Annotated in this window: 23 protein-coding genes and 1 tRNA gene; 13 read left to right on the top strand and 11 right to left on the bottom strand. The window is 50.0% G+C overall.

The annotated features are described in order from the left end of the window. On the top strand, positions 1-259 hold a 259-nt coding region (locus tag ACUVQO_RS15880), incomplete at its 5' end, for a hypothetical protein (RefSeq protein ID WP_445926822.1). A gap of 41 nt (positions 260-300) precedes the next feature. Beyond that, entirely contained in the window at positions 301-672 is a 372-nt protein-coding gene (locus tag ACUVQO_RS15875; RefSeq protein ID WP_445926821.1) for a DUF2237 family protein, read from the top strand. Between the two features lie 72 nt (positions 673-744). Here ACUVQO_RS15875 and ACUVQO_RS15870 read toward each other — a convergent pair whose 3' ends face one another. Next, entirely contained in the window at positions 745-2,475 is a 1,731-nt protein-coding gene (locus ACUVQO_RS15870) for a mechanosensitive ion channel (protein ID WP_445926820.1), read from the bottom strand. A 431-nt stretch (positions 2,476-2,906) separates the two neighbouring features. Here ACUVQO_RS15870 and aqpZ point away from each other — a divergent pair, with 431 nt between their 5' ends. The 3 genes from aqpZ (at position 2,907) to ACUVQO_RS15855 (ending at position 5,513) form a co-directional block, all read left to right on the top strand. Continuing rightward, positions 2,907-3,674, top strand: a complete 768-nt coding sequence (aqpZ, locus tag ACUVQO_RS15865; RefSeq protein ID WP_445926819.1) for an aquaporin Z — start codon at positions 2,907-2,909, stop codon at positions 3,672-3,674. Between the two features lie 14 nt (positions 3,675-3,688). Beyond that, positions 3,689-4,177, top strand: coding sequence for a pentapeptide repeat-containing protein (locus tag ACUVQO_RS15860; protein WP_445926818.1), 489 nt, complete (start codon positions 3,689-3,691; stop codon positions 4,175-4,177). Positions 4,178-4,361: 184 nt separating this feature from the next. After that, positions 4,362-5,513: a cob(I)yrinic acid a,c-diamide adenosyltransferase gene (locus ACUVQO_RS15855; RefSeq protein ID WP_445926817.1), complete on the top strand. Its 1,152-nt coding sequence runs from the start codon at positions 4,362-4,364 to the stop codon at positions 5,511-5,513. Here the strand turns inward: ACUVQO_RS15855 and ACUVQO_RS15850 are convergent. Then, complete coding sequence (locus ACUVQO_RS15850) at positions 5,510-6,493, bottom strand: hypothetical protein (RefSeq protein WP_445926816.1); 984 nt, start codon at positions 6,491-6,493, stop codon at positions 5,510-5,512. The two genes, ACUVQO_RS15855 and ACUVQO_RS15850, sit on opposite strands and share 4 nt — an antisense overlap. Before the next feature lie 352 nt (positions 6,494-6,845). Here ACUVQO_RS15850 and ACUVQO_RS15845 point away from each other — a divergent pair, with 352 nt between their 5' ends. Continuing rightward, the gene (locus tag ACUVQO_RS15845; RefSeq protein ID WP_445926815.1) at positions 6,846-7,085 is read left to right on the top strand and encodes a LapA family protein; all 240 of its coding nucleotides are present in this window, start codon (positions 6,846-6,848) and stop codon (positions 7,083-7,085) included. An 18-nt stretch (positions 7,086-7,103) separates the two neighbouring features. Here ACUVQO_RS15845 and ACUVQO_RS15840 read toward each other — a convergent pair whose 3' ends face one another. The 3 genes from ACUVQO_RS15840 to ACUVQO_RS15830 all read right to left on the bottom strand — a co-directional run bounded on the left by ACUVQO_RS15840 (position 7,104) and on the right by ACUVQO_RS15830 (position 9,911). Next, on the bottom strand, positions 7,104-8,042 hold the full coding sequence (locus ACUVQO_RS15840) for a helix-turn-helix domain-containing protein (RefSeq protein ID WP_445926814.1): 939 nt from the start codon (positions 8,040-8,042) through the stop codon (positions 7,104-7,106). Positions 8,043-8,100: 58 nt separating this feature from the next. Beyond that, a complete protein-coding gene (locus ACUVQO_RS15835; protein WP_445926813.1) occupies positions 8,101-9,093 on the bottom strand; it encodes an SPOR domain-containing protein in 993 nt (330 codons plus the stop codon). Between the two features lie 149 nt (positions 9,094-9,242). Beyond that, entirely contained in the window at positions 9,243-9,911 is a 669-nt protein-coding gene (locus ACUVQO_RS15830; protein ID WP_445926823.1) for an Npun_F0813 family protein, read from the bottom strand. A 427-nt stretch (positions 9,912-10,338) separates the two neighbouring features. On the opposite strand from ACUVQO_RS15830, the gene ACUVQO_RS15825 reads away from it, so the two are divergent. After that, positions 10,339-10,411, top strand: a tRNA-Arg gene (locus ACUVQO_RS15825). 2 nt (positions 10,412-10,413) lie between these two features. Here the strand turns inward: ACUVQO_RS15825 and ACUVQO_RS15820 are convergent. The 3 genes from ACUVQO_RS15820 to ACUVQO_RS15810 all read right to left on the bottom strand — a co-directional run bounded on the left by ACUVQO_RS15820 (position 10,414) and on the right by ACUVQO_RS15810 (position 12,283). Then, on the bottom strand, positions 10,414-10,995 hold the full coding sequence (locus tag ACUVQO_RS15820) for an NUDIX hydrolase (RefSeq protein ID WP_445926812.1): 582 nt from the start codon (positions 10,993-10,995) through the stop codon (positions 10,414-10,416). 11 nt (positions 10,996-11,006) lie between these two features. Further along, positions 11,007-11,501: a L,D-transpeptidase gene (locus tag ACUVQO_RS15815; protein WP_445926811.1), complete on the bottom strand. Its 495-nt coding sequence runs from the start codon at positions 11,499-11,501 to the stop codon at positions 11,007-11,009. A 110-nt stretch (positions 11,502-11,611) separates the two neighbouring features. Beyond that, positions 11,612-12,283 (bottom strand): bifunctional 4-hydroxy-2-oxoglutarate aldolase/2-dehydro-3-deoxy-phosphogluconate aldolase, encoded by a 672-nt coding sequence (locus ACUVQO_RS15810; protein WP_445926810.1) that lies wholly within the window; start codon positions 12,281-12,283, stop codon positions 11,612-11,614. Positions 12,284-12,621: 338 nt separating this feature from the next. On the opposite strand from ACUVQO_RS15810, the gene ACUVQO_RS15805 reads away from it, so the two are divergent. Then, positions 12,622-12,864, top strand: a complete 243-nt coding sequence (locus tag ACUVQO_RS15805; RefSeq protein WP_445926809.1) for a DUF2382 domain-containing protein — start codon at positions 12,622-12,624, stop codon at positions 12,862-12,864. A 65-nt stretch (positions 12,865-12,929) separates the two neighbouring features. Continuing rightward, complete coding sequence (locus tag ACUVQO_RS15800) at positions 12,930-14,999, top strand: YsnF/AvaK domain-containing protein (protein ID WP_445926808.1); 2,070 nt, start codon at positions 12,930-12,932, stop codon at positions 14,997-14,999. Positions 15,000-15,210: 211 nt separating this feature from the next. Here ACUVQO_RS15800 and ftsH3 read toward each other — a convergent pair whose 3' ends face one another. Further along, positions 15,211-17,082 (bottom strand): ATP-dependent zinc metalloprotease FtsH3, encoded by a 1,872-nt coding sequence (gene ftsH3 / locus ACUVQO_RS15795; protein WP_445926807.1) that lies wholly within the window; start codon positions 17,080-17,082, stop codon positions 15,211-15,213. Positions 17,083-17,345: 263 nt separating this feature from the next. On the opposite strand from ftsH3, the gene ACUVQO_RS15790 reads away from it, so the two are divergent. Further along, positions 17,346-18,032, top strand: coding sequence for a hypothetical protein (locus ACUVQO_RS15790; protein ID WP_445926806.1), 687 nt, complete (start codon positions 17,346-17,348; stop codon positions 18,030-18,032). Positions 18,033-18,037: 5 nt separating this feature from the next. Here the strand turns inward: ACUVQO_RS15790 and ACUVQO_RS15785 are convergent, their stop codons facing one another. Continuing rightward, positions 18,038-19,204, bottom strand: a complete 1,167-nt coding sequence (locus ACUVQO_RS15785) for a cysteine desulfurase family protein (RefSeq protein WP_445926805.1) — start codon at positions 19,202-19,204, stop codon at positions 18,038-18,040. Positions 19,205-19,239: 35 nt separating this feature from the next. Continuing rightward, positions 19,240-19,977, bottom strand: a complete 738-nt coding sequence (gene rpaB, locus ACUVQO_RS15780) for a response regulator transcription factor RpaB (protein ID WP_233744011.1) — start codon at positions 19,975-19,977, stop codon at positions 19,240-19,242. A gap of 187 nt (positions 19,978-20,164) precedes the next feature. On the opposite strand from rpaB, the gene radA reads away from it, so the two are divergent. From radA to ACUVQO_RS15765, 3 genes are all read left to right on the top strand, one after another. After that, entirely contained in the window at positions 20,165-21,769 is a 1,605-nt protein-coding gene (gene radA, locus ACUVQO_RS15775; protein WP_445926804.1) for a DNA repair protein RadA, read from the top strand. 63 nt (positions 21,770-21,832) lie between these two features. Continuing rightward, the gene (locus ACUVQO_RS15770; RefSeq protein ID WP_445926803.1) at positions 21,833-22,135 is read left to right on the top strand and encodes a hypothetical protein; all 303 of its coding nucleotides are present in this window, start codon (positions 21,833-21,835) and stop codon (positions 22,133-22,135) included. 63 nt (positions 22,136-22,198) lie between these two features. Beyond that, entirely contained in the window at positions 22,199-22,621 is a 423-nt protein-coding gene (locus tag ACUVQO_RS15765) for a DUF2141 domain-containing protein (RefSeq protein ID WP_445926802.1), read from the top strand. Positions 22,622-22,734: the final 113 nt, after the last annotated feature.

Raw genomic sequence — 22,734 nt, 5'->3', positions numbered from 1 at the left:
TCAGTGGAAAGGGAAGAACTTCATGCGGTGTGCGGTTGTCAGTCGGGCAGGACAGGTGTTGGCCAACGGTAATCTGTTGCTGCAACAGAATGAAGCGGGCGAATGGCGATTAGATTTACGAACCGACGGCGGACGGCTGATTGAAGGGGGTGTGGTGGGGCCAGATGGAGATTTGACCGCTGCCAGTCAGGTGTTGTTCCGCCAGTTCTTTGAGGTCTGGGGTATGAGTGATTTAACCCTCACGGTTACAGTTCGCTGATTCTGTTACACTACCAGAGTAAGGCAGTTCAAGGGAGCACAATGACAGAAGCCAGAAATGTTTTAGGAGGAAGCTTACAGATTTGCTGTACCTCACCGATGACCGGGTTCTACCGGGATGGTTGCTGCAATACGGGGGTGGGAGATATAGGTGCTCATGTGGTCTGCGCTCAGGTGACCGAGCAATTTTTGGATTACACGCGAGCGCAGGGCAATGATCTGTCTACTCCGGTGCCTGCCTTTGACTTTCCGGGATTGAAACCGGGCGATCGCTGGTGTTTGTGTGCTTCTCGGTGGAAAGAAGCCTTTGATGATGGGGTAGCTCCCCCGGTTGTATTAGCCGCCACTCACGTCTCGGCTCTGGAGTATGTGACATTGGATGAGTTGAAGCAACACGCGATCGATTGCAGCTAATCACACGCTTGGGCGGCACGAAAAAGGCACCTTGATGGTGCCTCTTGATGTGGTCATTTCTGAAGACAAGAACTAATCTCTGCGTTTGAAGGATGCTAGCCAATCTCGCAGTTGCTCGGCGGCTACATCTCGGCCCCCCAAACCAAAGGCCACCGCGATTGCCACCGCGATCGCACCCAGTAATAACCCGAAAGCCAGGTTAATAATGCTGGGGGCAATACCAATTTGTTGCAGAGCCATAGCTGCGACCAGAACGATGATGGCAACCCGGGCGGCTTGGCCCAAAAGGCGAGATTGAGCGCCGTCTGACCTAGCAATAATGCTGTAAGCGAGATTGGCCAGATACAGACCGACAGCAAAAATGATCAATCCCACCAGAATCTGACCCAGGATCACCAAGAGTCCACTGACGATCGCCGTCAGAGCTGGAATTCCTAGAACATTAGTAGCGGCGACGGCAGCAAACAGGATAATGCCGATCAGGGCGATGATCCCGACAATTTCCGAAGGGGTACGGGTGACTCCTCGGCCTGCATCCGGCTGAATCAGCATCGGACTACCTTCTACGGGCTGATCGAGTGTTGGCGGGGGCGGAATGGGTGGAGCATCGGCAGGTGATGGCAAACCTAACCAGTTCAAGACATTATTGAATCCCAAGCTGGTAAGCAGATTCGTTACCAGATCTTTCACAAATTGCCCAATGATATATCCCAAAACCAGAATCAGAGCGGCGGTAAAGATTTGTGGAATGGCCGTCAGGAACTGATTCAGCATGAGTGCCGCTGGCACTGAGATTGAGCGAATCTGTAAAGCATCCAGTGCCGCAATCACGGTTGGGATCAGGATCAGGACAAAGACAAGGGTGCCTAAGATCGAGGATAGAGATTGTCCATCTGTGCGGGTTAGCCCAACTCGACTCCCTATGCGATCGGCACCTACTGCAATCAGTAAGTTGGTGACAATATCGCGCACAATTCTGGCAATAAACCAGCCGATGATCCCAATCAGGATCGCCTTCACAATGTTGGGTAAGGCCAGAAGAAATTCATTTAACAGGTTTTGGACGGGTTGGAGTGGGCCTTCTAGGTTTAAGATCCCCAAAATCAGGGGTAAAAAGAATAGAAAGACAAACCAGTACAAAATATTGCCCAGAGTTTCACTCAGCAAAAACTGACTTTGTGGCGATTGGCCCATCGTCTCTGGGGGCAATTGATAGGAATCTTCGAGAGCTGTTGGAGGTCTTGTCGCTTGCGTGTCGCTAGATTGAAGCCGTTCATCCAGGCCCAGCGATCGGGCCAGACGAATAGCCACAATCCGGCTCAGGGTGGCAACGACCCAGGCCACGGCAATCATGAAGATGGCTCCACCAATGCGAGGTAAATAGGCAAAAATCTGATTCAGGAAGTTATTGAGCGGTTGTGAGACGGTGTTGAGTTGCAGGGCGTTCAAGGCCCCGACAATCGCCAAAATCATCACAACCCAGAACACGACCGAAGCAATCACGTTCTCGATGCTGAACGTATCTGCCCGTTCTCCGGCTGTTAAGTGGGCAATGCGGTTGTCAATATTGGTGCGCTTTAAAAGACCCCGGATTCCGGAGGTCAGCAATGCTGCGATTATCCATCCCACAATTAGAATGGCGATCGCGTACAGCAACCTCAGAATCAAGTCAACAACATTAGGGCCTAATCCGAAATAATTGGCAACTTCTTGAGTATTGACCTGGGCTAGCAGCTGGGGCAATTGCGAATGCAACCCTATGCCAGGCAAGAAGCACAGACTACCCTGAGCAAGTTCAATCATGGCGTATTTCTGCAAGTGGAGGATGACAAGTCAACTTTCATGGCTTCTTAAATCACTCCAGGTTCTCTTAAAAAGCGGCTTTTCTGGAGAATCCTGGATTTTTCTCATAATTTCGAGCAAATTCTACTTTATTTCCGGGGAGTGAAATCATAATTCTATCCAAAGATTTAAATTTCTTCCCTGGCAAATATTTATACTTTCCAATACTTGCGACCGTTGCTATCCAGGGTGGTAGAAAATCCTCCATATAGATACAGATCAATACTTGACTGATGTGAAGAGGAGGCTGAAAGTTTGCGCTGGATGCAAAAAACTTTTCTGGTTAAGTAAGCGGAGATACCATTAACTCATCGACTCAGTTAAGTATTTGCTTGAAATCCTAAGTTCTTTCTTTGAAAAGATGTGAACAATGCCTCTAATCAAAAAACTACTTGCGGAATTTATCGGTACAGCATGGCTGGTGTTTGGTGGCTGTGGCAGTGCGGTGCCTGGCGGCGGCCTTCACCAGTAAAGGTGGTGCCCTGGGTAATGGTGTTGAATTTCCCCTGGGAATTGGCTTTGCTGGGGTAGTTCTCGCTTTTGGTTTAACCGTATTGACCGGAGCCTATGCTTTGGGGCACATTTCTGGTGCCCATTTCAACCCTGCTGTCTCCTTTGGGTTATGGGCCGGAAAACGGTTTCCAGCCTCTGAATTACTGCCCTATATCATTGCTCAGGTGCTGGGTGGCATTCTGGGTGTAGGGATTATCTACTTAATTGTTACGGGTAAAGCGGGCGGCTACACGATCGACCCAGGAGCAGCAGGGGTATTCGCTACCAATGGTTTTGGTTCTCATTCTCCTGGTGGCTTCTCGTTGTTTGCTTGCTTTGTTGCTGAGTTTGTGCTTACTTTCATGTTCTTGATTGTGATTCTGGGGGCCACGGACGATCGCGCCTTCAAACCTTTGGCGGGAACAGCGATCGGTTTGGCATTAACCCTGATTCACTTGATTGGCATTCCAGTCACCAATACCTCTGTGAATCCTGTTCGCAGTCTGGCTCCGGCTCTGTTTGTGGGTGGTACTCCTCTGGCCCAGGTTTGGCTATTTTGGCTCGCTCCCATCTTAGGAGCTCTGGCCGCCGGGTATCTGTATCTCAACTTCTTTGAGCCAAATCGTGATGTGCGTTCTCAAGAAGAGTTAGAAAGTTCCCGCTTCTAAAACTTCTAAAAACCGTGAACCGCCGCTTAATTGTCGCGATCGTCGCTGGAATTTTACTGGGGATGGCTCTCAGTCTGGCTGTGCGATCGCGGCAAATTCGTGTTTTCTGGGTATTGACGACTCGTTATTGCCCCAGGTGCGATCTCCAGGGATCTCAATTGTTCGGAGCCAACCTGCAGGGAGCTAATTTGCAATCAGCCGATCTGCAGCAGGCAAACTTAAGCGAAGCCAATTTGGCTGGAGCCAAGCTATCTCAGGCTACCCTTCAAGAAGCTAATTTAACCTTAACGAATCTGACCCAAGCCAATTTAGCCAGGGCTAACTTAACCCAAACTAGTTTGCAGGGAGCTAATCTATCTGGAGCTGACTTGCAAAGGAATGACTTATGCCGAGCAAGATTGCTTTTAGTGGATCTCGAAGCGGCAAACCTGAGCGGAGCAGACTTGCGAGGAGCAAACCTGCAGGGCGTTAATTGGACACGATCGCAACTCTGCAATGTCTAGAGGTAGTAACCTCTGTAACCTCTCATCGAGAGCCTCTCCTCTATCCGCATCAAGGCAGCATTGTTGCTGACTGCTGGCTACAATTAGCCATAACTTAAAGAATCTATCCCCGAAATGCGCTATATATAGCGTGGCTAAAGTTCTTCTTCGGGAGAACAATGAGAGTTCGCTAGGATAGAGCGGCATGGGTACAGTGACAACAATGGTACGAAATGGCGTTGGAATTCGCACCGCGCAGGCCCGATCGGAACGATTGACCGGGCAGATTCATGTTTATGACGGAGCAGGCAAAGGGAAGTCGCAGGCGGCTCTGGGGGTGGTATTGCGCTCCATTGGACTGGGCATTCATACGGACTGGCAAACACGGGTTTTATTGTTGCGGTTCTTGAAGGGGCCGGGACGCACCTATGACGAAGATGCCGCGATCGAAGCCCTGCAACGAGGCTTTCCGCATCTGATTGATCAGGTGCGAACGGGGCGGGCAGAATTTTTCGGTCCGGAAGAAATTACTCGCTTTGATAAGCTGGAGGCTCAACGAGGCTGGGATGTGGCGAAAGGGGCGATCGCCTCTGGCCTCTACTCAGTGGTAGTTCTGGATGAACTGAATCCCGTCCTGGATTTGGGATTGCTACCTGTAGATGAAGTAGTCAGCACCCTGAAACGTAAGCCCGAACACATGGAAATTATTGCCACCGGGCGGGCCGCTCCCCAGTCGCTGTTAGATATTGCCGATCTTCATTCAGAAATGCGGCCCCACTATCATCCAACGGCCAAGGATCACGGGATTGAGGGCATTGAAATTTATACCGGAGCCGGAAAGGGAAAATCGACAAGTGCATTAGGGAAGGCATTACAGGCGATCGGGCGAGGCATTGGCCAGGATAAGTCCCATCGGGTGTTAATCATGCAATGGCTCAAAGGGGGCAGTGGCTATACCGAGGATGCTGCTATTGCTGCCCTACGCCAAAGTTATCCCAATCTGGTGGATCATCAGCGCTGCGGCCGGGATGCAATCGTCTGGCGGGGGCAGCAGCAGGAACTGGATTATGTGGAAGCTGAGCGGGGTTGGGAAATTGCCAGAGCCGCGATCGCTTCTGGTTTGTACAAAACCATCATCCTGGATGAACTCAATCCCACAGTTGATCTGGAACTGCTGCCGGAAGAGCCGATCGTCTGGTCTTTCTTCCGCAAACCCCGTGATACTGAAATCATCATTACCGGACGCTGCAAAAATCCTCCTGCCTACTTCGATCTGGCCAGTGTTCACTCAGAGATGATCTGCCACAAACACTATGCCGAAAAAGGCGTTGACCTGAAGCGAGGAGTCGATTTTTAAAGTCCAGACCAGCGGTAATTCCGTACCGTATCCCAGGCAATGCGTTGATAAATGGCGGCTTGTTGAGGGGTAAGGCCAGAATTAGCCGGAGAAACTCCTGCCGGATTGCGTTTATAGATACAGACATAGTGCACCAGGCCAATCAGGTAAGCTCCTTTGCTACTCAGGTGTCCCTCATCCTGAAACTGGCTGGCAAAAAAGTCTTTGAGTTTAGGTACCTGTCCGGTCTCGATCGCCCGTTTCAAGTTCACCAACGCCAATCCTCCCGGAACCATCCACACAGGCTTACCAGGATTCTCCTGTTCCAACCGCTGCCGCACGGCTTCATGGTAGGCCAGATGGTTGTAAACTGCCTCTTCCCAGGTTTTGGCAGGCGATCGCCCTAAACCAGCGGCGCTGTCTGTCGCTTTCGCCCAGTTATCCTCAAAGTCTTTAGTGGGCCACTGGGCATAGATCCACATCTGCACCTGAGGACTTTTTTGCCGAGCAAGGCGATAAAACTTGCCGCTGTATTCCACTTCGTTGTCAATGGAACGGTTATGTCCGGCAAAAGGCTGGGTGAACAGGTGATCGATGGGAGCTTTGGTGGCAAATACCGTGCGGTAATCAGGTTCTCCCAGTGCCTGTCCTGGATGATCCCAGTTCCAGTCGGTGGGGGCACCGGGAATGGTCGATCGCAGATAGTCATGGGAATAACCGGCGCTTTGGGCAATTGTGCTCAAATTGTCATTAATCGTATCGGTGAGACTATTGCCAATGTGATAGGTACGTTGGCCGCGAGTAACTGGAGTTACTGCAATCGCCGTTGCGGCTTGCGGCTCCGGAGCAACCTGGGTCATTTCCGCTACGCCACTGGCGGAGGAACTGGCAGTGCTTTCGGGAGGGGACATACAGGAGGTCAGCAGTGGGATAGCCAGTAGAGTCAGGAAATGGGAAAGCCGCCAGGAGGATAGGACGCAACGATTGCGGGTACAACTCATAAGTGAGATAGCTCAGTGAGATAGCAGTCAACATCCACTCTGTCTTAACTCATCTGATCTCCGGATTGGGAACATGGTTAATCCCGGAACAGGAGTGGCAACCGGGCCAATTAACTTTGTGCTGGGGATTTGAATGGATAGCAGATGTCCGTCAAAAAAATTTCCGAGAGTCTCCGGAATTTTGAAATCCCTGGTGTTGTTAACCCTTGAAGCACTCATAGGTACATTCTTGAAACCCGTTACCAGCGTTGCGGGTTTTTTACTGCTTATTTGATGCTTTTGGCCAATCCTTCTTGAAAAAGCTAGTCTGGAAGACAATCCTGTTCAACTCATTGCTGACCGTTACCCGCCTATGAAAACTCTGGCTGTTTTCCTCACAAGCTGTATTGTTGCCTTGTGGATTGGGGCGATCGCCATCCTATCCGTGCAGAACTTTACCCCAGTCTCCTTTCGGTTTTTCACCTTCCAGTCGATTGAGATTCCGATCGGCATTGTGCTGGCGTTTGCCGTTGGTGTCGGAGCCGTTGGCACAGCCTTGCTCCAACCCCTGCTGGGCGCATCCAGTTCAGGAAACCGTTTTGAGGAAGAATAGGGATTAGGGATCGGGATCCTAGAAAGAATACACCCGTCCATCGATCAGCACCCGTGTAATCCCTTTGGCTTGTAAATGGGGGATCGCTTTTCGCAGCACTTTCCCATCGGGTAACTTGATGACGCGCTGAGTACGAGGATTGGAATAGCGCTTAGCAACCCGGTGATTGTCAAAGATAGGTAAGGTTTTTTCTTGAATTTCTGCTTCTGGAATTTGTCCCAAATCGCCAAACTCTCTCAGGGGAGGGGCAATCAGTTCAGCCGATCGATCGACCACTAAGTAACAGGTACGGGGAATGGTTGCCTCTGCCAGGGGCAAAACCTGGACGCTGCCGCCATGACTGCCCACAAATAATTCTCGGTCTGGCAGGTGACTATCGAGATCGTCTTCATCCTCATCCTCATCCTCGTCTAGATCGTCTTCCAGGTCGTCGTCTTCCTCCTCCAGATCCAGCACCTCATCACTCAGGATCTCTTTCAACACCTCAGCTGCGACTGGGTTCCTGACTTCTCCTAGCTCTAGTTCTGGTGTCACTTCAGCCCCATCTACATCAGGCGCGATCGCAGGACTGGCAACAACTGCTGTTGCCGATTCAGTGACTGAAGATCGTTTTCGAAAACGGCGCACTGGCGGGGTAACGGTACGTCGTGACGGCTCTTCCTTGCCTGCGGGTTGAGGCTCCGGTTCAACAAACCCCAGATCTAACTGTTGTTTTACGGGTTTTACCAATGCGGCATCCGGGATCTCAACACTCTGATTATCTGCAGACCGTGCCGCTCGTTTCTGTTGAATCAGTGCTTCATACTCATCGGCTGGCAGTGTGCTTTTGAGCAACCTGCTGATCGTAGACGTACTGACTCCATAGTGAGCGGCCAGACTGGAACTGGTCTCACTCGTTTCTCGGTACAGTTGAAGAATTGTTTGCTTTTCGGAATCAGAAAGTTTTCGGGCGCTCATGCTACAGGCACTAGAAGAACAAACCAGCCTGAACTTATTGTAAGTCGAACTGGAGTACTTATGCTCTCCGACGGGAACTTGAGCGACGAGAGCGCACCGACAGATCATATTCCAGCGCTGCCCCAATGCCGAAAAACACCCCACTGAATACCCAAAATACTTCTAACCACCCGCCGCTTTGATAGTTGGGATCGCGGGTTGCGAATTTAAAAGCCATATCAGCAATGTAGAGAAATAAGGCCGCGATCGCAATCATGCGCCAGGATTGGGAAAAGCGCCCACCCCAAAAAGCCAGTAATAAAGTAGTCGCCAGCACCAGCAGCAACACATCACAAATGAGATAGTACATCTGTACCGACGCTTCTAAAGGTTGTAACAACTGCTCCAAACTTTCTACAAAGGCAGGTACTTCAGGGGCTGGTTGAGCAGTGACTACCGGACTGGGGGCGGTCAGGGGGGCAGCAGGGGACTGGACTGGTTTGGTCGCTGGAACTATTTGTGCATAAGCTGGTGCTTCTATCCATTGCCAGGCCGTTCCTTGAGAGGGTTTACCTGCCGCCGACAACGCGATCGCAATTCCCACCACCGCGATCGCCACAATCACCCCCTTCTGCCACAGTTCCAGATTTAACCGTCTGGAGAACACAACCTGCACCATCCCAATTAGCAGAAAAATATACGTCAGAATGTAGAAAAAATCTCCTGGAGAGACAGCAGGGTTTCGTTTGAGCACCAACTCCCAGTAGCTAAACAATAATCCCCCAATGAAATAAAATAACATCCCCATGCCAATGTTGAACCAGACACTCCGCCCACTCACAATCTGGGGACTGCGCCAATTCCGAAAACATAAAATCCAGGCGATCAGAAAGGCCATAGATTCCAGAATTAACGTCCCCACTGAATACCACATGGGGTGGTCTTCGCCCCTGGCGGTTACCCCAAACAGAGTAAAAAATAAAAGCGCCAACATTGCCCAGAGAACCTGAAACAGAACAATAACCTGTACAGATAGAAAGGGCTTAGAACTAGATTTATCAACACTGCTCATAGAACGTGACCAATAGAGGGTAGCTGCAGCAGGTAACAGATAAAGAAGAGTAGATGCAATGTTTCAGACACGCTATTTTAGCTGTTGTATTTCAAGCAAGCGTCCCATACATGAAGCACGATCGCACCATTAATCCAAAATTCTTTAACCTAGCGCCATAGTTTTCCAAGAGGAGATTGCTTTAGCCAGGTCAAAAATTGTTGGCTATCGGCTAGGGGTAAATCCTGGATTGCATCTACCGCGTGGGGGACAAAGCTAGTATTGCCAAAGTAGGATTTACCGATGCGGTGCAGTTCTTGTAACAAGGTGTTAAGGTGATGTTCTTGCCAGGCAGGAAGTTGCCCAGTATTCAGAGGATCTATCGTGAGCAGGTGATTAATCGCCTCTGGAGTATCGGCTTGGGGAAATCGCCATTGTTTGAAGACATCTGTTAGGTCTTTTTGAAATAGTCCTGCTTGCCGGTGGCCCAGTAAATCTTCGATGTCGAGCGATAGGGCCTGCAGCATCAACAGACACCCTTTCACATAAATCGGATTAGCTGTATAGTCGTGAGCTGGTTCCGCTTCATGGGCAAACTGATCTAGCCGAATCTTGCCCCAAACACTGTACCGTTCTGGTTCTTCCAGCAACACGCAGGCTTTGCCCTGGTTATCAGTTAATTCCCGCCAGAAAGCTTTAGCATCTTCTTCCTGAGCGGCACTAAAGACACTGATCAGGCGAAACGTTTGTCCCTGGTAGGTCAAAATAGGAATTTGCTGATCCCGTTTGGGGTGCTGAATGCTAGAGATCTCAACATCCTGCCGTTTCAGAATAAACATGACACTAGCAATTTCTCCTGTCGGGATCTGAAGTGAACCGGAAGTACCCAAGACCAATCTTCTGGTGATTGCCATGATAACCTGGAAGAAAGTGTCTGGTTGTTGGGTCTGATGTCGCTGGGTTTGTTAATTTTAATCCGGCTCATGCAAACCTCAACTTATGGAATTCCCACTTTTGGGCTTTTAGTCTACATCGGATAAGCTGCTCAAAGGATTGAAGCTTGAACTTCCTTAGTGTTAGAGAGGAGGGGGGAGTTCCCAGGTTGTTTGGGAGGGGGCAATCAACAATACTGTAAGCTAGAACAGTTTGTTATTCAGGACAACTCACATTTCATGAAATAAATGGCTGATGGGTTAACGTTTTTTCCATAAAGCTCCTTAAAATAAAGTGGAGTGTTCGTGAAATCCATTTCTATCTTAGTAGCCAGGGCTCATAGCTCAGTGGATAGAGCAATCGCCTTCTAAGCGATCGGTCACAGGTTCGAATCCTGTTGAGCCCGTTTCAATTCTTGCCCCATGTAGGGTCAATCCTTGAGGAACTACGGTAATTCAGCCACCATTCCAATGCCAGAGCGCGGCATTGCAGGCAGTTCAGCATAGTAAGCAGGGAATGTATGCCTTCTGGGTCGATCACAAACGTTGGCCCTTGACGATCGGCAGGAATCTGAATCGAGGGCTGTAAATGAGCCACAAAGCCGTAGAGTTTCTGATTGGAAAAAGAACTGTTCACCAACCAGGCTTCTGAGTTGATCGGAGTAAGCTGGGCGATCGCGGTTGGCTCAATTCTCAACTCTCGGCACAAGATGACTGGAGCGGCCTGCGCTGGAGTCTGGTCTTCCGGTAATCGTCCCCCTGGAAAGTCATGGGTCGGCTGACCCACACCGGGACGAAAATCAGGAGCCATGAGGATGATCTGATTGCCTTGAATGGGCAACACAATGACAGAATGTGCCTGCTCGACACGCCAGTATTCCAGCAACTGCCCCTGGTCATTTAGTAAATGCTCGCCAATTAATCGAAACCAGTTGGATCGCATATCTAGAAAGCGGTCCCGGGTTTCCCAGTAAGGCCCAGTTTCAGTCATCAGCGATCGTCCTAACGGTGAACTACCACAGGCGTTCCCACAGCGGCCCAGTAAAATAACCAGCGGGCATGGTCAACTGCCACATTAATGCAGCCATGACTGACCGGGGTGCCAAAGCGATTATGCCAGTAAGCCCCATGAATCGCATACCCCCTGTAATAGTACATGGTGTACGGTACATCGGGGACATCATAGTCTGCTCCTTGCATACGGGTCGAGCGGTGACGAGTTTGAATCGCAAACACACCCGTGGGAGTAGGGGTGGATGACTTCCCTGTAGAGATAATGACCGCATATACGGGCACTCCTCCCTCCCAGGCAATCAATCGCTGGCTGGTTAGATTGCTCTCAATCCATCGCCGTCCAGATTGTTTCAGGTCTGCCAAAGCCACCGTGACGCTACTGGGTGGACTGGGTTCCCCGGACTGGGAAAAGCAGGGATCTGATAAAAAATTAATGATCGATAGTAGAAACAGAGAACTGACCACCACTCTGGGGTGGCGCAAAGCAGACAGTCAATCGTTCATATTGTCACTCCTGGCACCATCCTATACTTGCCTCATAGGGAGTTGGGAAGCTGCAATCACGAACTTTAAAGTTTCTCGATATTTCTTTGTCAGCCGTTATCATTCGCGATCGTCCCGTTCTGTCTGCAGCCCTGCAAACTCTCCATCAGGGCTTTGGCCCGGTGGGTGATTGCCATCCACTTGCCCTGCTGTATCACTTCCTTGGGAAATAAATCTCCTGCCAGTCCTACGGCTACCGCTCCAGCCTGTAACAGGTCTGGTGTATTCTTCAGCGTTACCCCGCCCGTTGGAATCAGCGGAATATGCCCCAGAGGCCCCTGCAAACTTTGAATATAGGTCGCTCCACCTAAAGCCTGTACCGGAAAAACCTTGACACAGGTTGCTCCGGCTTGCCATGCCTGAACTATTTCGCTGGGCGAGAGTGCTCCTGCCACGATCGGAACTTGCTGACATAAGGCATTGTGAATTAATTGAGCGCTGACATGAGGGGTAAACAGAAATTGAGCGCCTGCAGCGATCGCCTGCTGTTCCTGCTCCAGGGTCAGCAATGTGCCTGCCCCGATCAGACAGTTGGGCAATTTTTGCCGCAGATGGTTGATTAAATCTGCAGCACGATCGCTGTTCCAGGTAATTTCTACAAGTTGAATGCCTCCTGCAACGGCCGCTTTGGCCATCTCCAACCCGACTGTAAATTCAGGAGCACGGATCACAGCAATCACAGGAGAACGATGAAGAGCCAGAAACCAGGAGTGTAATTTCACCTTAAGAAAATTAAGTAAAGCAGTTGGGTAATTTAGCGATTGATGGAGGAACTCTTGACCCAGGGGCTGTTTAAACACACCCTCACATTCCCTCATCAAAATTTTGCGTTTTTCGTGAGTCGAACAGGGCTAGATGTGCTTGTTCCTAAGTATCGAACGGACAAGAAAAAAATCCTGATTAGAAAATCTTTAATATCATGGTAATCACATCTAGAGTTATTTGCGCTCCAATGGCCTGCGAAAACACCTTTGATTTGGCGATCGCGAGATAAATGCAGGACTGTTGTAGGACAGTATCCTGCTTAATTGATCAATGAGATCCGGGAAGAGGTTGAAATATGGAAAGTGATCATTTTGAAACTGGCACAGCTATGCATAGTTCAGATCAATCAGGGACTCAGCAAGCTGATGAAGCCTCAGCTTCCTCACACCCTGTCGCAGCGGAGGTGAGTCAGCAATTAAACTTTCAAGACAGTGAAGTGATTCGGATTGAACTGTATGAAGAAGTTCCTACAATTCATCGCAAAACTGTAGCCAGTGAAAAGGTTTATATCAAGAAAGTGATTAACTTGGATTCCTAACCAGCTAAAAATTGAACCCATCTTCGTTTTGATGCGCTAAATTCCGTTCCTTCAAAGGCAGGACAATGAGTAACCAATATTCTGCAAGACCTATCGATTCCTCAGATTCAGACAGCGATCGCCTGAGAACCCTGCTGGACAACTTGAATAATCTCAAAAGCAAACTGCACCACTTCACCGTAATTGATGAACTGGGGCAACCACTGGGAGAAATCACCGACCTGATTCTAGATGCAGGGCACCAATTAAACCTTGTGATTGCCCTGGCGGATGCAACTTCTGTCTTGCTGAATGGGCGGCGCATCAAAAAAGTCAGTGTTCAGACCCAATCTGTATTTGTCGATATCACGAAAGCAGACACTCAGTTTTTGCCAGAATATTCTTCCTCTGAAGGTGCACCCTCCCTTGAGGCTCTGGAACAGACCGCCTCTCCTGCTTCAGCCGCATCCTCCCCGGATCTGTCTTTCTTAGAAGAAAGCTCTTTCCCAGAGCATTCTGCTTTCCTTAGTGAAGAACATCCTGCCCAACCCACGGCGGCAGATTTAGAACTGGCGCAGTCTTTATTCACTACAGAGCCAGAGGACTCGATCTCGTCTGAAGTTGAGTCTCTATCGCAGAATTGGGAACTATCCAGCCATAATCAGTCTGAGGACGTATTTGCAGATTGGGGTCAGAATGGGGAATCCGCAACGCCCAGTTTCAGTTTTGCACCTGAATCCTCTGAAAGTCTGGCTAGCGAACTGGAACACCTGGATTTACAACTGGATAATGACTGGTCAGAGTTGGGAACCTTTGCTGAGCCAGAAGATACTTCTAACAGCTTTGAACTCAATTTGGATTTAGAATCTTTGACCCCGGAACCTCAAGCGTTGGATGTGAGCGAAGAAGATTTGTTGGGTACTGAGTCTCTGGCGGCGGATGAATCTGTCAACCCCTTTGCCGGAGCATTACCGGATTTAAATGTTGATGCCACCTTTATACCAGCGGCAACCGAATTTACCACTGCTTCAGCCGAGGAGTTACCAAATCTAGATTGGACTGATACAGCTACAAGTCAAGAAGCACCGGATTTCACATTAGAAAATGCAGACTTTGCCTTCGATCTGCCTGCCTCAGAAACAAGTGATGCGTCAGAGAGTGTTTTCCCGGAAACCAGTGCTCCGGAGTCTGAAGCCTTTGCTGAATCATTGAATCTGGCCGACCAAGTATTAGGCTTGCAGGAGCCTGTTACCTCTCCAGTTTCTGAGGATATGTCTCCAGCGAGTTCGCCAGACTTTACGGAGCCAGATACAATCTCTTCCCTGACCGACCTGGATATTATTAGTGATCATCCCGATACTGTAGAAGACGTTGCCCCTACCTTTGACGCACTCATCGACCAACCATCTGATCAACTGACTGACAGCCCACTCAATCTGGAGCCAATAGACTTCCAGAGCGACGATCTGCTGGAGCAGCCATCCGATATATCACTGGCTGGTTCTTTGGATGTAGTACCCGATGAAGAATTCACCAGCCCACCTGTCAGCGATGAGCAAGATAATTTGCAATTGGAGTCCCCTCCCGTGAATGAACCAGAAATTCACGGTGAATGGCTGGCTGCAGCAGGAGTTGGAGCCGCGGGACCGGCTGCAGAATTTGCGGCTGGTAGTTCCCCTGACTGGAATCAGGAGGAGCCAGTGGAAAATGCGGCTGAAGAGATTACCAGTGCTCCTGCCCAACCTGCAGAGGAACTGAATGCCGAGTTGCCTTTACTAGAAGAACAATTAAACGTTGAATATCAGCGTCGTAAGGTGGGAGAAGTAATCATTCGCAAGCAGATTGAAACGCGCATGGTGCAGGTTCCCGTTCGCTACGAAAAGCTGATCATTGAGCAGGTTAGTCCAGAGCAGAAGTCTCTAGCGGAAGTGGATTTAAGCCAGGGTGCCTTGGACAATATCGAGCTCACCGGAACCGAGGATAAGCCAACGGTTACAGGCGAATTCACCTCTCCTGCAGTAGCCAGTCAGGCTTTAGAAGCGATCGCCAAAGCACTGCAAAATCGCTGCAAGAGTGTCCGAATTGAAATCGAACTTGAAGATGGCAAATTGCAGCAAACCTATCAGGAATGGCTTGACCAGTGTAGTCAGCTTTAGGAGGTCATGCGTCGTGCGTCGTTTCCAGTAAAAACCAGATGGCTAATGACGACCTCCAATTCATACTGACGTGGCATATCAAAAAAGGGGTTAGCTCTTAAATGAGTTAATCCCTCTTAATATCTGTTACAGGTGAAGAAACCGGGTGTCTGCATCAGCATCTGCAGCAACAGCATAATTCAGCAGAAGAAACCCGGTTTCTGCTACAACTCTAGGCGATCGAGGCGACCTTCACATCGCTATGCGCTAAGAGTTCTTGCAATTCCTCGGCATCTACGGTTTCCTTGTCAATCAGCATATCAGCGAGTTGATCAAGGACATGCCGGTTACTGGCTAGAACCGCCTTCGCACGACGATAGGCTTGTTCAACCAGATTCCGCACTTCATCGTCGATCGCCGCTGCAGTTTCTTCAGAGAAGTCCCGCTCCGCGGCAATATCTCGACCCAGGAACATATTGCCCTGCTGACGACCTAAGGCGACTGGCCCCAAGCGATCGCTCATGCCGAAACGAGTGACCATTTGCCGTGCTACGCGAGCTACTTGCTGCAAGTCATTGGAAGCCCCGGTGGTCACTTCCTCTTCGCCAAAGACCAGTTCTTCGGCAATCCGGCCACCCAGCGCCACGGCCATCTGGTTTTGCAGGTAAGAGCGGGAGTACAGGCCAGAATCCATCCGGTCTTCGTTAGGCGTGAACCAGGTTAAACCACCCGCACGACCACGGGGGATGATGCTAATCTTCTGTACAGGGTCATAATCGGGCATCAACGCACCCACCAGAGCATGTCCGGCTTCGTGGTAGGCCACCAGAGTCTTTCGCTTTTCGCTCATCACGCGATCTTTCTTCTCTGGGCCAGCCAGAACCCGATCGATCGCATCATTGATCTCATCCATTGAGATCTCGGTCAAATTCCGTCGAGCGGCAAGGATCGCAGCTTCATTCAGCAAGTTGGACAGGTCTGCACCCGTGAACCCAGGAGTCCGACGGGCGATCTTCTCCAGATCCACATCTTTCGCCAGGGTCTTCCCACGAGCGTGAACCCGAAGAATCTCCAGACGACCTGCATAGTCGGGGCGATCGACCACCACCTGACGATCAAAGCGACCAGGACGGAGGAGTGCCGCATCCAAAACATCAGGACGGTTGGTGGCGGCAATGATGATGATGCCCGTATTGCCCTCAAAGCCATCCATTTCCGTTAGCAACTGGTTCAGGGTTTGTTCCCGTTCGTCGTTGCCGCCACCTAAACCAGCACCCCGTTGCCGACCAACCGCATCAATTTCATCAATGAAGACGATACAGGGCGCATTGGCTTTGGCTTGCTCAAACAGGTCACGCACGCGGGAAGCACCTACCCCAACGAACATTTCCACGAACTCAGAACCAGAGATGGAAAAGAAGGGAACGCCTGCCTCTCCAGCTACCGCCCGTGCTAACAAGGTTTTACCGGTTCCTGGAGGCCCAACCAGCAGCACACCCTTGGGAATTTTGGCTCCGACAGCAGTGAAGCGATCGGCGTTCTTCAAGAAATCTACCACTTCGCTCAGTTCCAGTTTGGCCTGATCAATTCCAGCCACATCACCAAAAGTCACCTGCGTCTGTGGCTCCATTTGTACCCGTGCCTTGGACTTACCAAAGTTCATGGCCTGACTGCCAGGGCCGTTTTGAGCACGCCGCAGCAAGAAGAACAGACCGACGAGTAACAAGATGGGGAAGAACAGACTGCTGAGAGCCTTGAACCAGAAGTCGCCTCCTTCCGCTTGAGGCATGACGGCAATATCTACACCGTCCTTGGTCAAAATATCAATTAGTTCGGGGTCATTGGGCAGATTCACAGATACCTCAGTATTGCCTTCCCGGAACCGGGCTACGGAGCGATCTGCGCTAATCCGAACCTTACCAATTTTTGTATTTTCTGTGTCTCCGGCCTTCGGTTTGCCCGCCTCAACCCGTTGAATAAAATCACTATAGGGCATGGTATTTCTGCTCTGAGGCTGCCGACCATCAATAAAGGCCGTTGCCAGCGAAATCACCACGATCGCCAGCAATGCATAAAGTCCTACATTTCTCCACCGCTTATTCACCGGGGTCTGTCCTCCTATATCAAATGTGGAGTTTTATCGAGTGTACTGTGTTAATTAATATTAACGTATCTGAGAAAGAGCAAGGGGAATCCTGAGAAATTGATCTTAGAACGGGTCAATTTTGGATTGGCGATTTTGGATTTTGGATTAAAACACTTTTGCTAATCAGTGATTTTGGGGGTAGGGTTGCCCAATGTTAGGCAGTAGCGGAACGCAAGTTAGGGGAATACTGGCTCTAAGCTGTTATTCTCCCTTTTTACCTCATGGCTACTCACGGTGAGGTGTGGATTGCAATTATGAACGATCGGGCAGCAATGGACATTGCCCGCGAGCATCACTGGTATCGCATTCCAGTAGATAGCGCCCAAAAAATCATGAAACGTTACAAGTGTTCACTACCAGAGTGGCTGGCATTTTATCAAACTAAGATGTTTGGAGACGAAGCGCATTTGGTGAAATATTACGCCAAGGTCAAAGGGATTCAGGAAGTGTCCCGCTATGAGTTATTTCCAGATGAGTTACCTGGACAGAAGGCCCAAAAGCGGTACTACAAGATTGAATTATGTCCTCTGCAGCAGCTTCCTCAATGCATTATCAGCAAACGGTTTCGCCGAGTTACTTTTATTCCCACCACCTTAGAGAAGTTACAGCAAGCTAGTGAAATCAACGATTTGTGGAACGACAGTCCTTTGGAAGATGAATTATGGGTAGCCATGAAACGTTTGGGGATAGATGCTGAACGGCAAGAATCTGTGAAAACCAGCAAGGGAACTTATCAGCTTGATTTTGCGATTTACTGCAATCAGGGCAGAATTAATGTTGAGGCAGATGGAGATACATATCACTCAGTCAAGGAGCGAGTTCTTCATGACGGCGCTGCTGAATTTAATTTCAATCCCCTACAGAGGTTTGCTGCGATCGCTATGAATTCAAATCTAAAGAGTCTATAGGAAGTTTATAAACGTGATAGCGCAGGTTGGAGGCGCGATCGCTCCAGCACTTGCTTCAAAACCATTGCCGTCCAATCGATGTCAGCTTCTGTGGTGTCCCGTCCCAAAGTTAGACGAATGCCGGATTTAGCGACACGATCGCTATAGCCCATTGCTTGGAGAACGGGGCTAGGAGTAACTTTCCCACTGCGGCAGGCGGCTCCGGCACTGATGCCAATTCCAGCCAAGTTCATTTGCCGCACCAGTGCTTTACCATTCAGACTGTCACCATCAGCATCTTGCAGACAAAAACTGACATGGTGAGGCAGGCGGTTCCAACGATCGCCCGTAGGCAGTAATCCAGGAACATCTTCTAATTGATCAAATAGGCGATCGCGCAGTGCCTTCAGGCGAGGGGTTTCTGTCCCCATTTCCTGGTTGGCTAATTCTGCTGCGACCCCAAAACCAGCGATCGTGGCGACGGCCTGGGTTCCCGATCTCAGTCCGGCTTCCTGACCACCTCCGCCAATTAACGGGACTAATTCCACACCGGAACGAATGTAAAGCGCTCCGGCTCCTTGCGGCCCGTAGATTTTGTGGCTGGAGATGGACAATAAATCAACGGGTAACTGTTGCACATCCAGGGGCAGGCGACCCGCCACCTGCACCGCATCGGTATGGAAAAGGGCGCCGTAATCACGGGCGATCGCAGCTAGTTCTGAGATCGGTTGTATTGTGCCAATTTCACTCTGACCATAAATAATTGAAACCAGTACCGTATTGGCCTGAAGTGCGGTTTTCAGATCTAAAGGATGCACACGACCCTGGCGATCGACGGGTAAGCGAGTTACCTGCCAGCCCGTCTGTTCCAGCCACCGCACAGGTTCCGCAATCGCCGAATGCTCCACACTGGAGATAACCAGATGCTGGGGAGTGGTGTACTGCCGCGCTATTCCAAAAATGGCAAGGTTATCAGCTTCCGTACCACCCGACGTAAACACGATTGACTCTGAGGGGGCATTGATCAGCCGCGCCACTTGCACCCTGGCTCTTTCCAATGCCGTGGCAGCCCGCTGTCCCCAGGCATGGAGGCTGGATGGATTGCCCCACTGCTCAGTGAAAGCCTGCTGCATCGTCGCGATCGCCTCTGGGCGAGTAGGAGTTGTGGCGCTGTAATCCAGGTAGATCTGCATGGAGAGATAAGAAGATGAGCTTACTCTCTTCCAGCTTACGCCTTCTCGTTTTCTCCTGGCTCGATAATTCGTTGGAATAAGTATCCGGTGCCGCGGGCTGTCAGAATTAATTCTGGATTGCTGGGATCATCTTCCAGCTTGGCCCGTAGCCGCGAGATGTGAACATCCACCACGCGCGTGTCTACATGGCGCTCTGGAGTATAACCCCAGACTTCCTGCAGGATTTCCGATCGGGAAAATGCTTCCCCAGAACGACTGACCAGCAGTTCCAGTAGACTGAATTCCATGCCTGTCAAGCGGATGCGCTCGTCACCTTTATAGACTTGGCGCTTATTCGTATCAATCCGGATATTGTTGATATGAATCACTCCAGAACTGGGAATACCAGAGGTTCCGGTTTTTTCCACCCGTCGTAGCACCGATCGAATCCGGGCTTCTAATTCCTTAGGAGAGAATGGTTTCACTACATAGTCATCTGCTCCTAGTTCCAGGCCAGTGATGCGATCGGCCACATCGCCCAGCGCCGTCAGCATAATGATGGGGACATCAGACTCTTTCCGCAGTTCCTGACAGACTCCATACCCATCCAACTTTGGCATCATGACATCCAGAACAACCAGATCGGGGTCGGCACTGCGGAAGGTATCTAGCGCTTCTTCGCCATCTGCCGCCGTTACAACGTCGTAGCCAATCATAGAAAGACGAGTCTCAAGGATACGACGAATACTTGCTTCATCATCAACTACCAGTATTTTTTCCTTGTGATTTTCCAACGCTCTCTGGCTCCTTAAGTAGAATTTCTAATCATTAAGTTTCGTACCCTATGATTAGAATAGTACTCTATTCGTAAAGATTGGGATCGCTAAAGTAGTTTTCCTGGGGTCGCTTCAGACTTTTTTAAGATTTGTTTTATCGGTTGTCTTATCGCTTCAACTCATCTTTTTAGCTCTTAAATAATGTATGCCGAAATCGCGATCGCTATACGTTTGTAGCCAATGTGGGGCTGAGTTTTCTCAATATTTTGGTAAGTGTTTAGCCTGTGAAGCCTGGAATACTTTGCAAGAACAGGTAGTCGCTGCCAGTAATGCCTCATCAGCCCGTTCCAGTAGTTTATCAAGCGGACGATTACCCAGCCGCAGTAAACGGTCTAACTCATCGGCCCCAGCCCAACCCAAAGCCGCCTTAACCCTGGCCCAAATTTCTGACCACCCGCAACTGCGCCTTTCCTCTGGGTACGTGGAACTCGATCGTGTGCTGGGAGGCGGTATCGTTCCCGGATCCCTGATTCTGATCGGAGGCGATCCAGGCATTGGCAAGTCCACACTCCTCCTGCAAACTGCTAACCGTCTTGCCCAAAGTTATCGCGTCCTCTACGTCTGCGCTGAGGAATCCGGCCAGCAGGTGAAGTTGAGGGCGATGCGACTGGGCGTTGGGAAGCAGGGAGATGGGGCAGGGGAGGGAGATGGGGAGGATGGGGGGGAAGTTCAAAATTCAAAATTCGAAATTCAAAATTCCTTCTCTGAGGACGAAATCCAAACTCCAAACTTCAAACTACAAACTACAAACTCTCCCCATCCCCAATCCCCCATCCCCAGTCTCTACCTCCTGCCCGAAATCGACCTCGACACCATCCTGGAAGAACTGGAGTCGCTGCAACCTCAGATTGCGGTCATCGATAGTATTCAGGCGTTGTATTTCAGTGCGCTGACTTCGGCTCCCGGTTCCGTAGCTCAGGTGCGGGAATGTACGTCGATGTTGATGCAGTTTGCCAAGCGGCAGAATATTGCCCTATTTATAGTTGGCCATGTGACGAAGGAAGGGGCGATCGCCGGCCCGAAAGTCTTGGAACATCTGGTAGACACGGTACTGTATTTTGAGGGCGATCGCTTTGCCAGCCATCGTCTATTGCGCTCGGTGAAGAATCGCTTTGGGGCGACTCATGAGATTGGGGTGTTCGAGATGGCAGATCAGGGACTGGAGGAAGTATTGAATCCGTCCGAACTGTTTCTGGGCAACCGGGACGAAATTTCTCCTGGTAGTGCGACGATCGTGGCCTGTGAAGGAACGCGACCGATCGTGGTGGAACTGCAAGCCCTCGTCAGTTCCACTAGCTACAGTTCTCCCCGTCGCTCAACCACGGGCATTGAGTACAACCGACTGTTACAAATTCTGGCGGTACTAGAAAAACGGGTGGGCATTCCTTTATCCAAACTGGATGCTTATGTCGCGTCTTCCGGCGGGTTGAATGTGAATGAGCCTGCCGCCGACCTAGGAGTAGCGGTAGCAGTAGTTGCCAGTTTTCGCGATCGCATCGTCGATCCCCGGATGGTGCTGATTGGAGAAGTCGGATTGGGAGGCCAGGTACGTCCCGTTTCTCAGATGGAGTTACGCTTGAAGGAAGCGGCCAAACTCGGCTTTAAACGGGCGATCGTGCCCAAAGGACGGACATTTTCTAACGTGGGGATGGAAGTGATTCCAGTGGGACGAGTCGTGGATGCGATCGCGATCGCTCTTTCGACTCAACACTCCAACCAAGAATCAAGCTTTAATGAAACTCACTCTTAAAAGTAAGTAGCTCCGGGCTTTCTACAATGGGAACCATAAGGGGGTTAATCCAGTCCAGTACTCATGACGAATACACCTCACACCGAACCAACTTTGCAAGATCTAGCTACAAACATGCAGAATTTATCTGCCAATGTGCAGGAGCTATCTATCAAATTGGACAAAACTGCTGCAACCAATGACCAACTCAAAACTGAACTCGACAGAAGTTTAGCCGACAACGATCGCTTCAAAACGAAATTTGACAGATTCAACGATCACTTCAGCAATTCTCGGAAAGCAATGCAATGGGTGGTGCAATTGGCTTTTACCCTGATCGCCAGCGCTACCCTGACTGTCATCATTACGGCTATCGTCCGTAAGTAAAGCTATGAAGTGGTCACGGAGAGGAAAATGGTGAGGAGTTGGAAAATCGGTACATCGCTTCTGATGGCAGTTAGCATCGCCATGTTTGCTTGCAGTGCAGAAGCCCAGTACAAAGGGGACTTGACGGTTCAGGTAGAAGGGTTAAACGGCCAGAAGGGACTATTGTGCTACAAGCTCTTTTCTGGCAGTCAGGGCTTTCCCGATAGCAATGAGAAAGCAGTCAAAAAGGACTGTATCAAAATTACGGAAGAGCCAATCAAACTAACTTTTAAGAACCTGACAGCAGGCAGCTATGCGGTAGCGGTATTTCATGACACCAACGGCGATCGCAAACTCAACCGCAATAGTGCCGGAATGCCGCTAGAAGGCTACGGCTTTTCCAACAATCCGGCGGTGAAAACTGGCCCACCGAAATTTGGGCAGGCAGTTTTTCTGGTGGCTGGGCCGAATACAAACATCCGGATTCAAATGAAATACGGCAACTAGCACCGCTACGCGGAATTAAAAATGCAAAATGCAAAATTAGCAATTGTTGATAATGTAGCCTCTGTAAGCCTTTGAGACAGTCGATGCATTGATAGTGACATCCTCCCGACACC

It is taken from the genome of Leptodesmis sp., assembly GCF_052746595.1.
The sequence above is the reverse complement of the archived record's forward strand: the minus strand, read 5'-3'. Positions and strand labels throughout refer to the sequence as shown.

What these genes read in the sequence shown, in the direction of transcription:
- ACUVQO_RS15875 (WP_445926821.1), top strand. Translation starts at nt 301, where the DNA reads ATGACAGAAGCCAGAAATGTTTTAGGAGGAAGCTTACAGATTTGCTGT.
- ACUVQO_RS15870 (WP_445926820.1), bottom strand. Translation starts at nt 2,475, where the DNA reads ATGATTGAACTTGCTCAGGGTAGTCTGTGCTTCTTGCCTGGCATAGGG.
- ACUVQO_RS15855 (WP_445926817.1), top strand. Translation starts at nt 4,362, where the DNA reads ATGGGTACAGTGACAACAATGGTACGAAATGGCGTTGGAATTCGCACC.
- ACUVQO_RS15850 (WP_445926816.1), bottom strand. Translation starts at nt 6,493, where the DNA reads ATGAGTTGTACCCGCAATCGTTGCGTCCTATCCTCCTGGCGGCTTTCC.
- ACUVQO_RS15845 (WP_445926815.1), top strand. Translation starts at nt 6,846, where the DNA reads ATGAAAACTCTGGCTGTTTTCCTCACAAGCTGTATTGTTGCCTTGTGG.
- ACUVQO_RS15840 (WP_445926814.1), bottom strand. Translation starts at nt 8,042, where the DNA reads ATGAGCGCCCGAAAACTTTCTGATTCCGAAAAGCAAACAATTCTTCAA.
- ACUVQO_RS15835 (WP_445926813.1), bottom strand. Translation starts at nt 9,093, where the DNA reads ATGAGCAGTGTTGATAAATCTAGTTCTAAGCCCTTTCTATCTGTACAG.
- ACUVQO_RS15830 (WP_445926823.1), bottom strand. Translation starts at nt 9,911, where the DNA reads ATGTTTATTCTGAAACGGCAGGATGTTGAGATCTCTAGCATTCAGCAC.
- ACUVQO_RS15820 (WP_445926812.1), bottom strand. Translation starts at nt 10,995, where the DNA reads ATGACTGAAACTGGGCCTTACTGGGAAACCCGGGACCGCTTTCTAGAT.
- ACUVQO_RS15805 (WP_445926809.1), top strand. Translation starts at nt 12,622, where the DNA reads ATGGAAAGTGATCATTTTGAAACTGGCACAGCTATGCATAGTTCAGAT.
- ACUVQO_RS15800 (WP_445926808.1), top strand. Translation starts at nt 12,930, where the DNA reads ATGAGTAACCAATATTCTGCAAGACCTATCGATTCCTCAGATTCAGAC.
- ACUVQO_RS15790 (WP_445926806.1), top strand. Translation starts at nt 17,346, where the DNA reads ATGGCTACTCACGGTGAGGTGTGGATTGCAATTATGAACGATCGGGCA.
- ACUVQO_RS15785 (WP_445926805.1), bottom strand. Translation starts at nt 19,204, where the DNA reads ATGCAGATCTACCTGGATTACAGCGCCACAACTCCTACTCGCCCAGAG.
- radA (WP_445926804.1), top strand. Translation starts at nt 20,165, where the DNA reads ATGCCGAAATCGCGATCGCTATACGTTTGTAGCCAATGTGGGGCTGAG.
- ACUVQO_RS15770 (WP_445926803.1), top strand. Translation starts at nt 21,833, where the DNA reads ATGACGAATACACCTCACACCGAACCAACTTTGCAAGATCTAGCTACA.
- ACUVQO_RS15765 (WP_445926802.1), top strand. Translation starts at nt 22,199, where the DNA reads ATGGCAGTTAGCATCGCCATGTTTGCTTGCAGTGCAGAAGCCCAGTAC.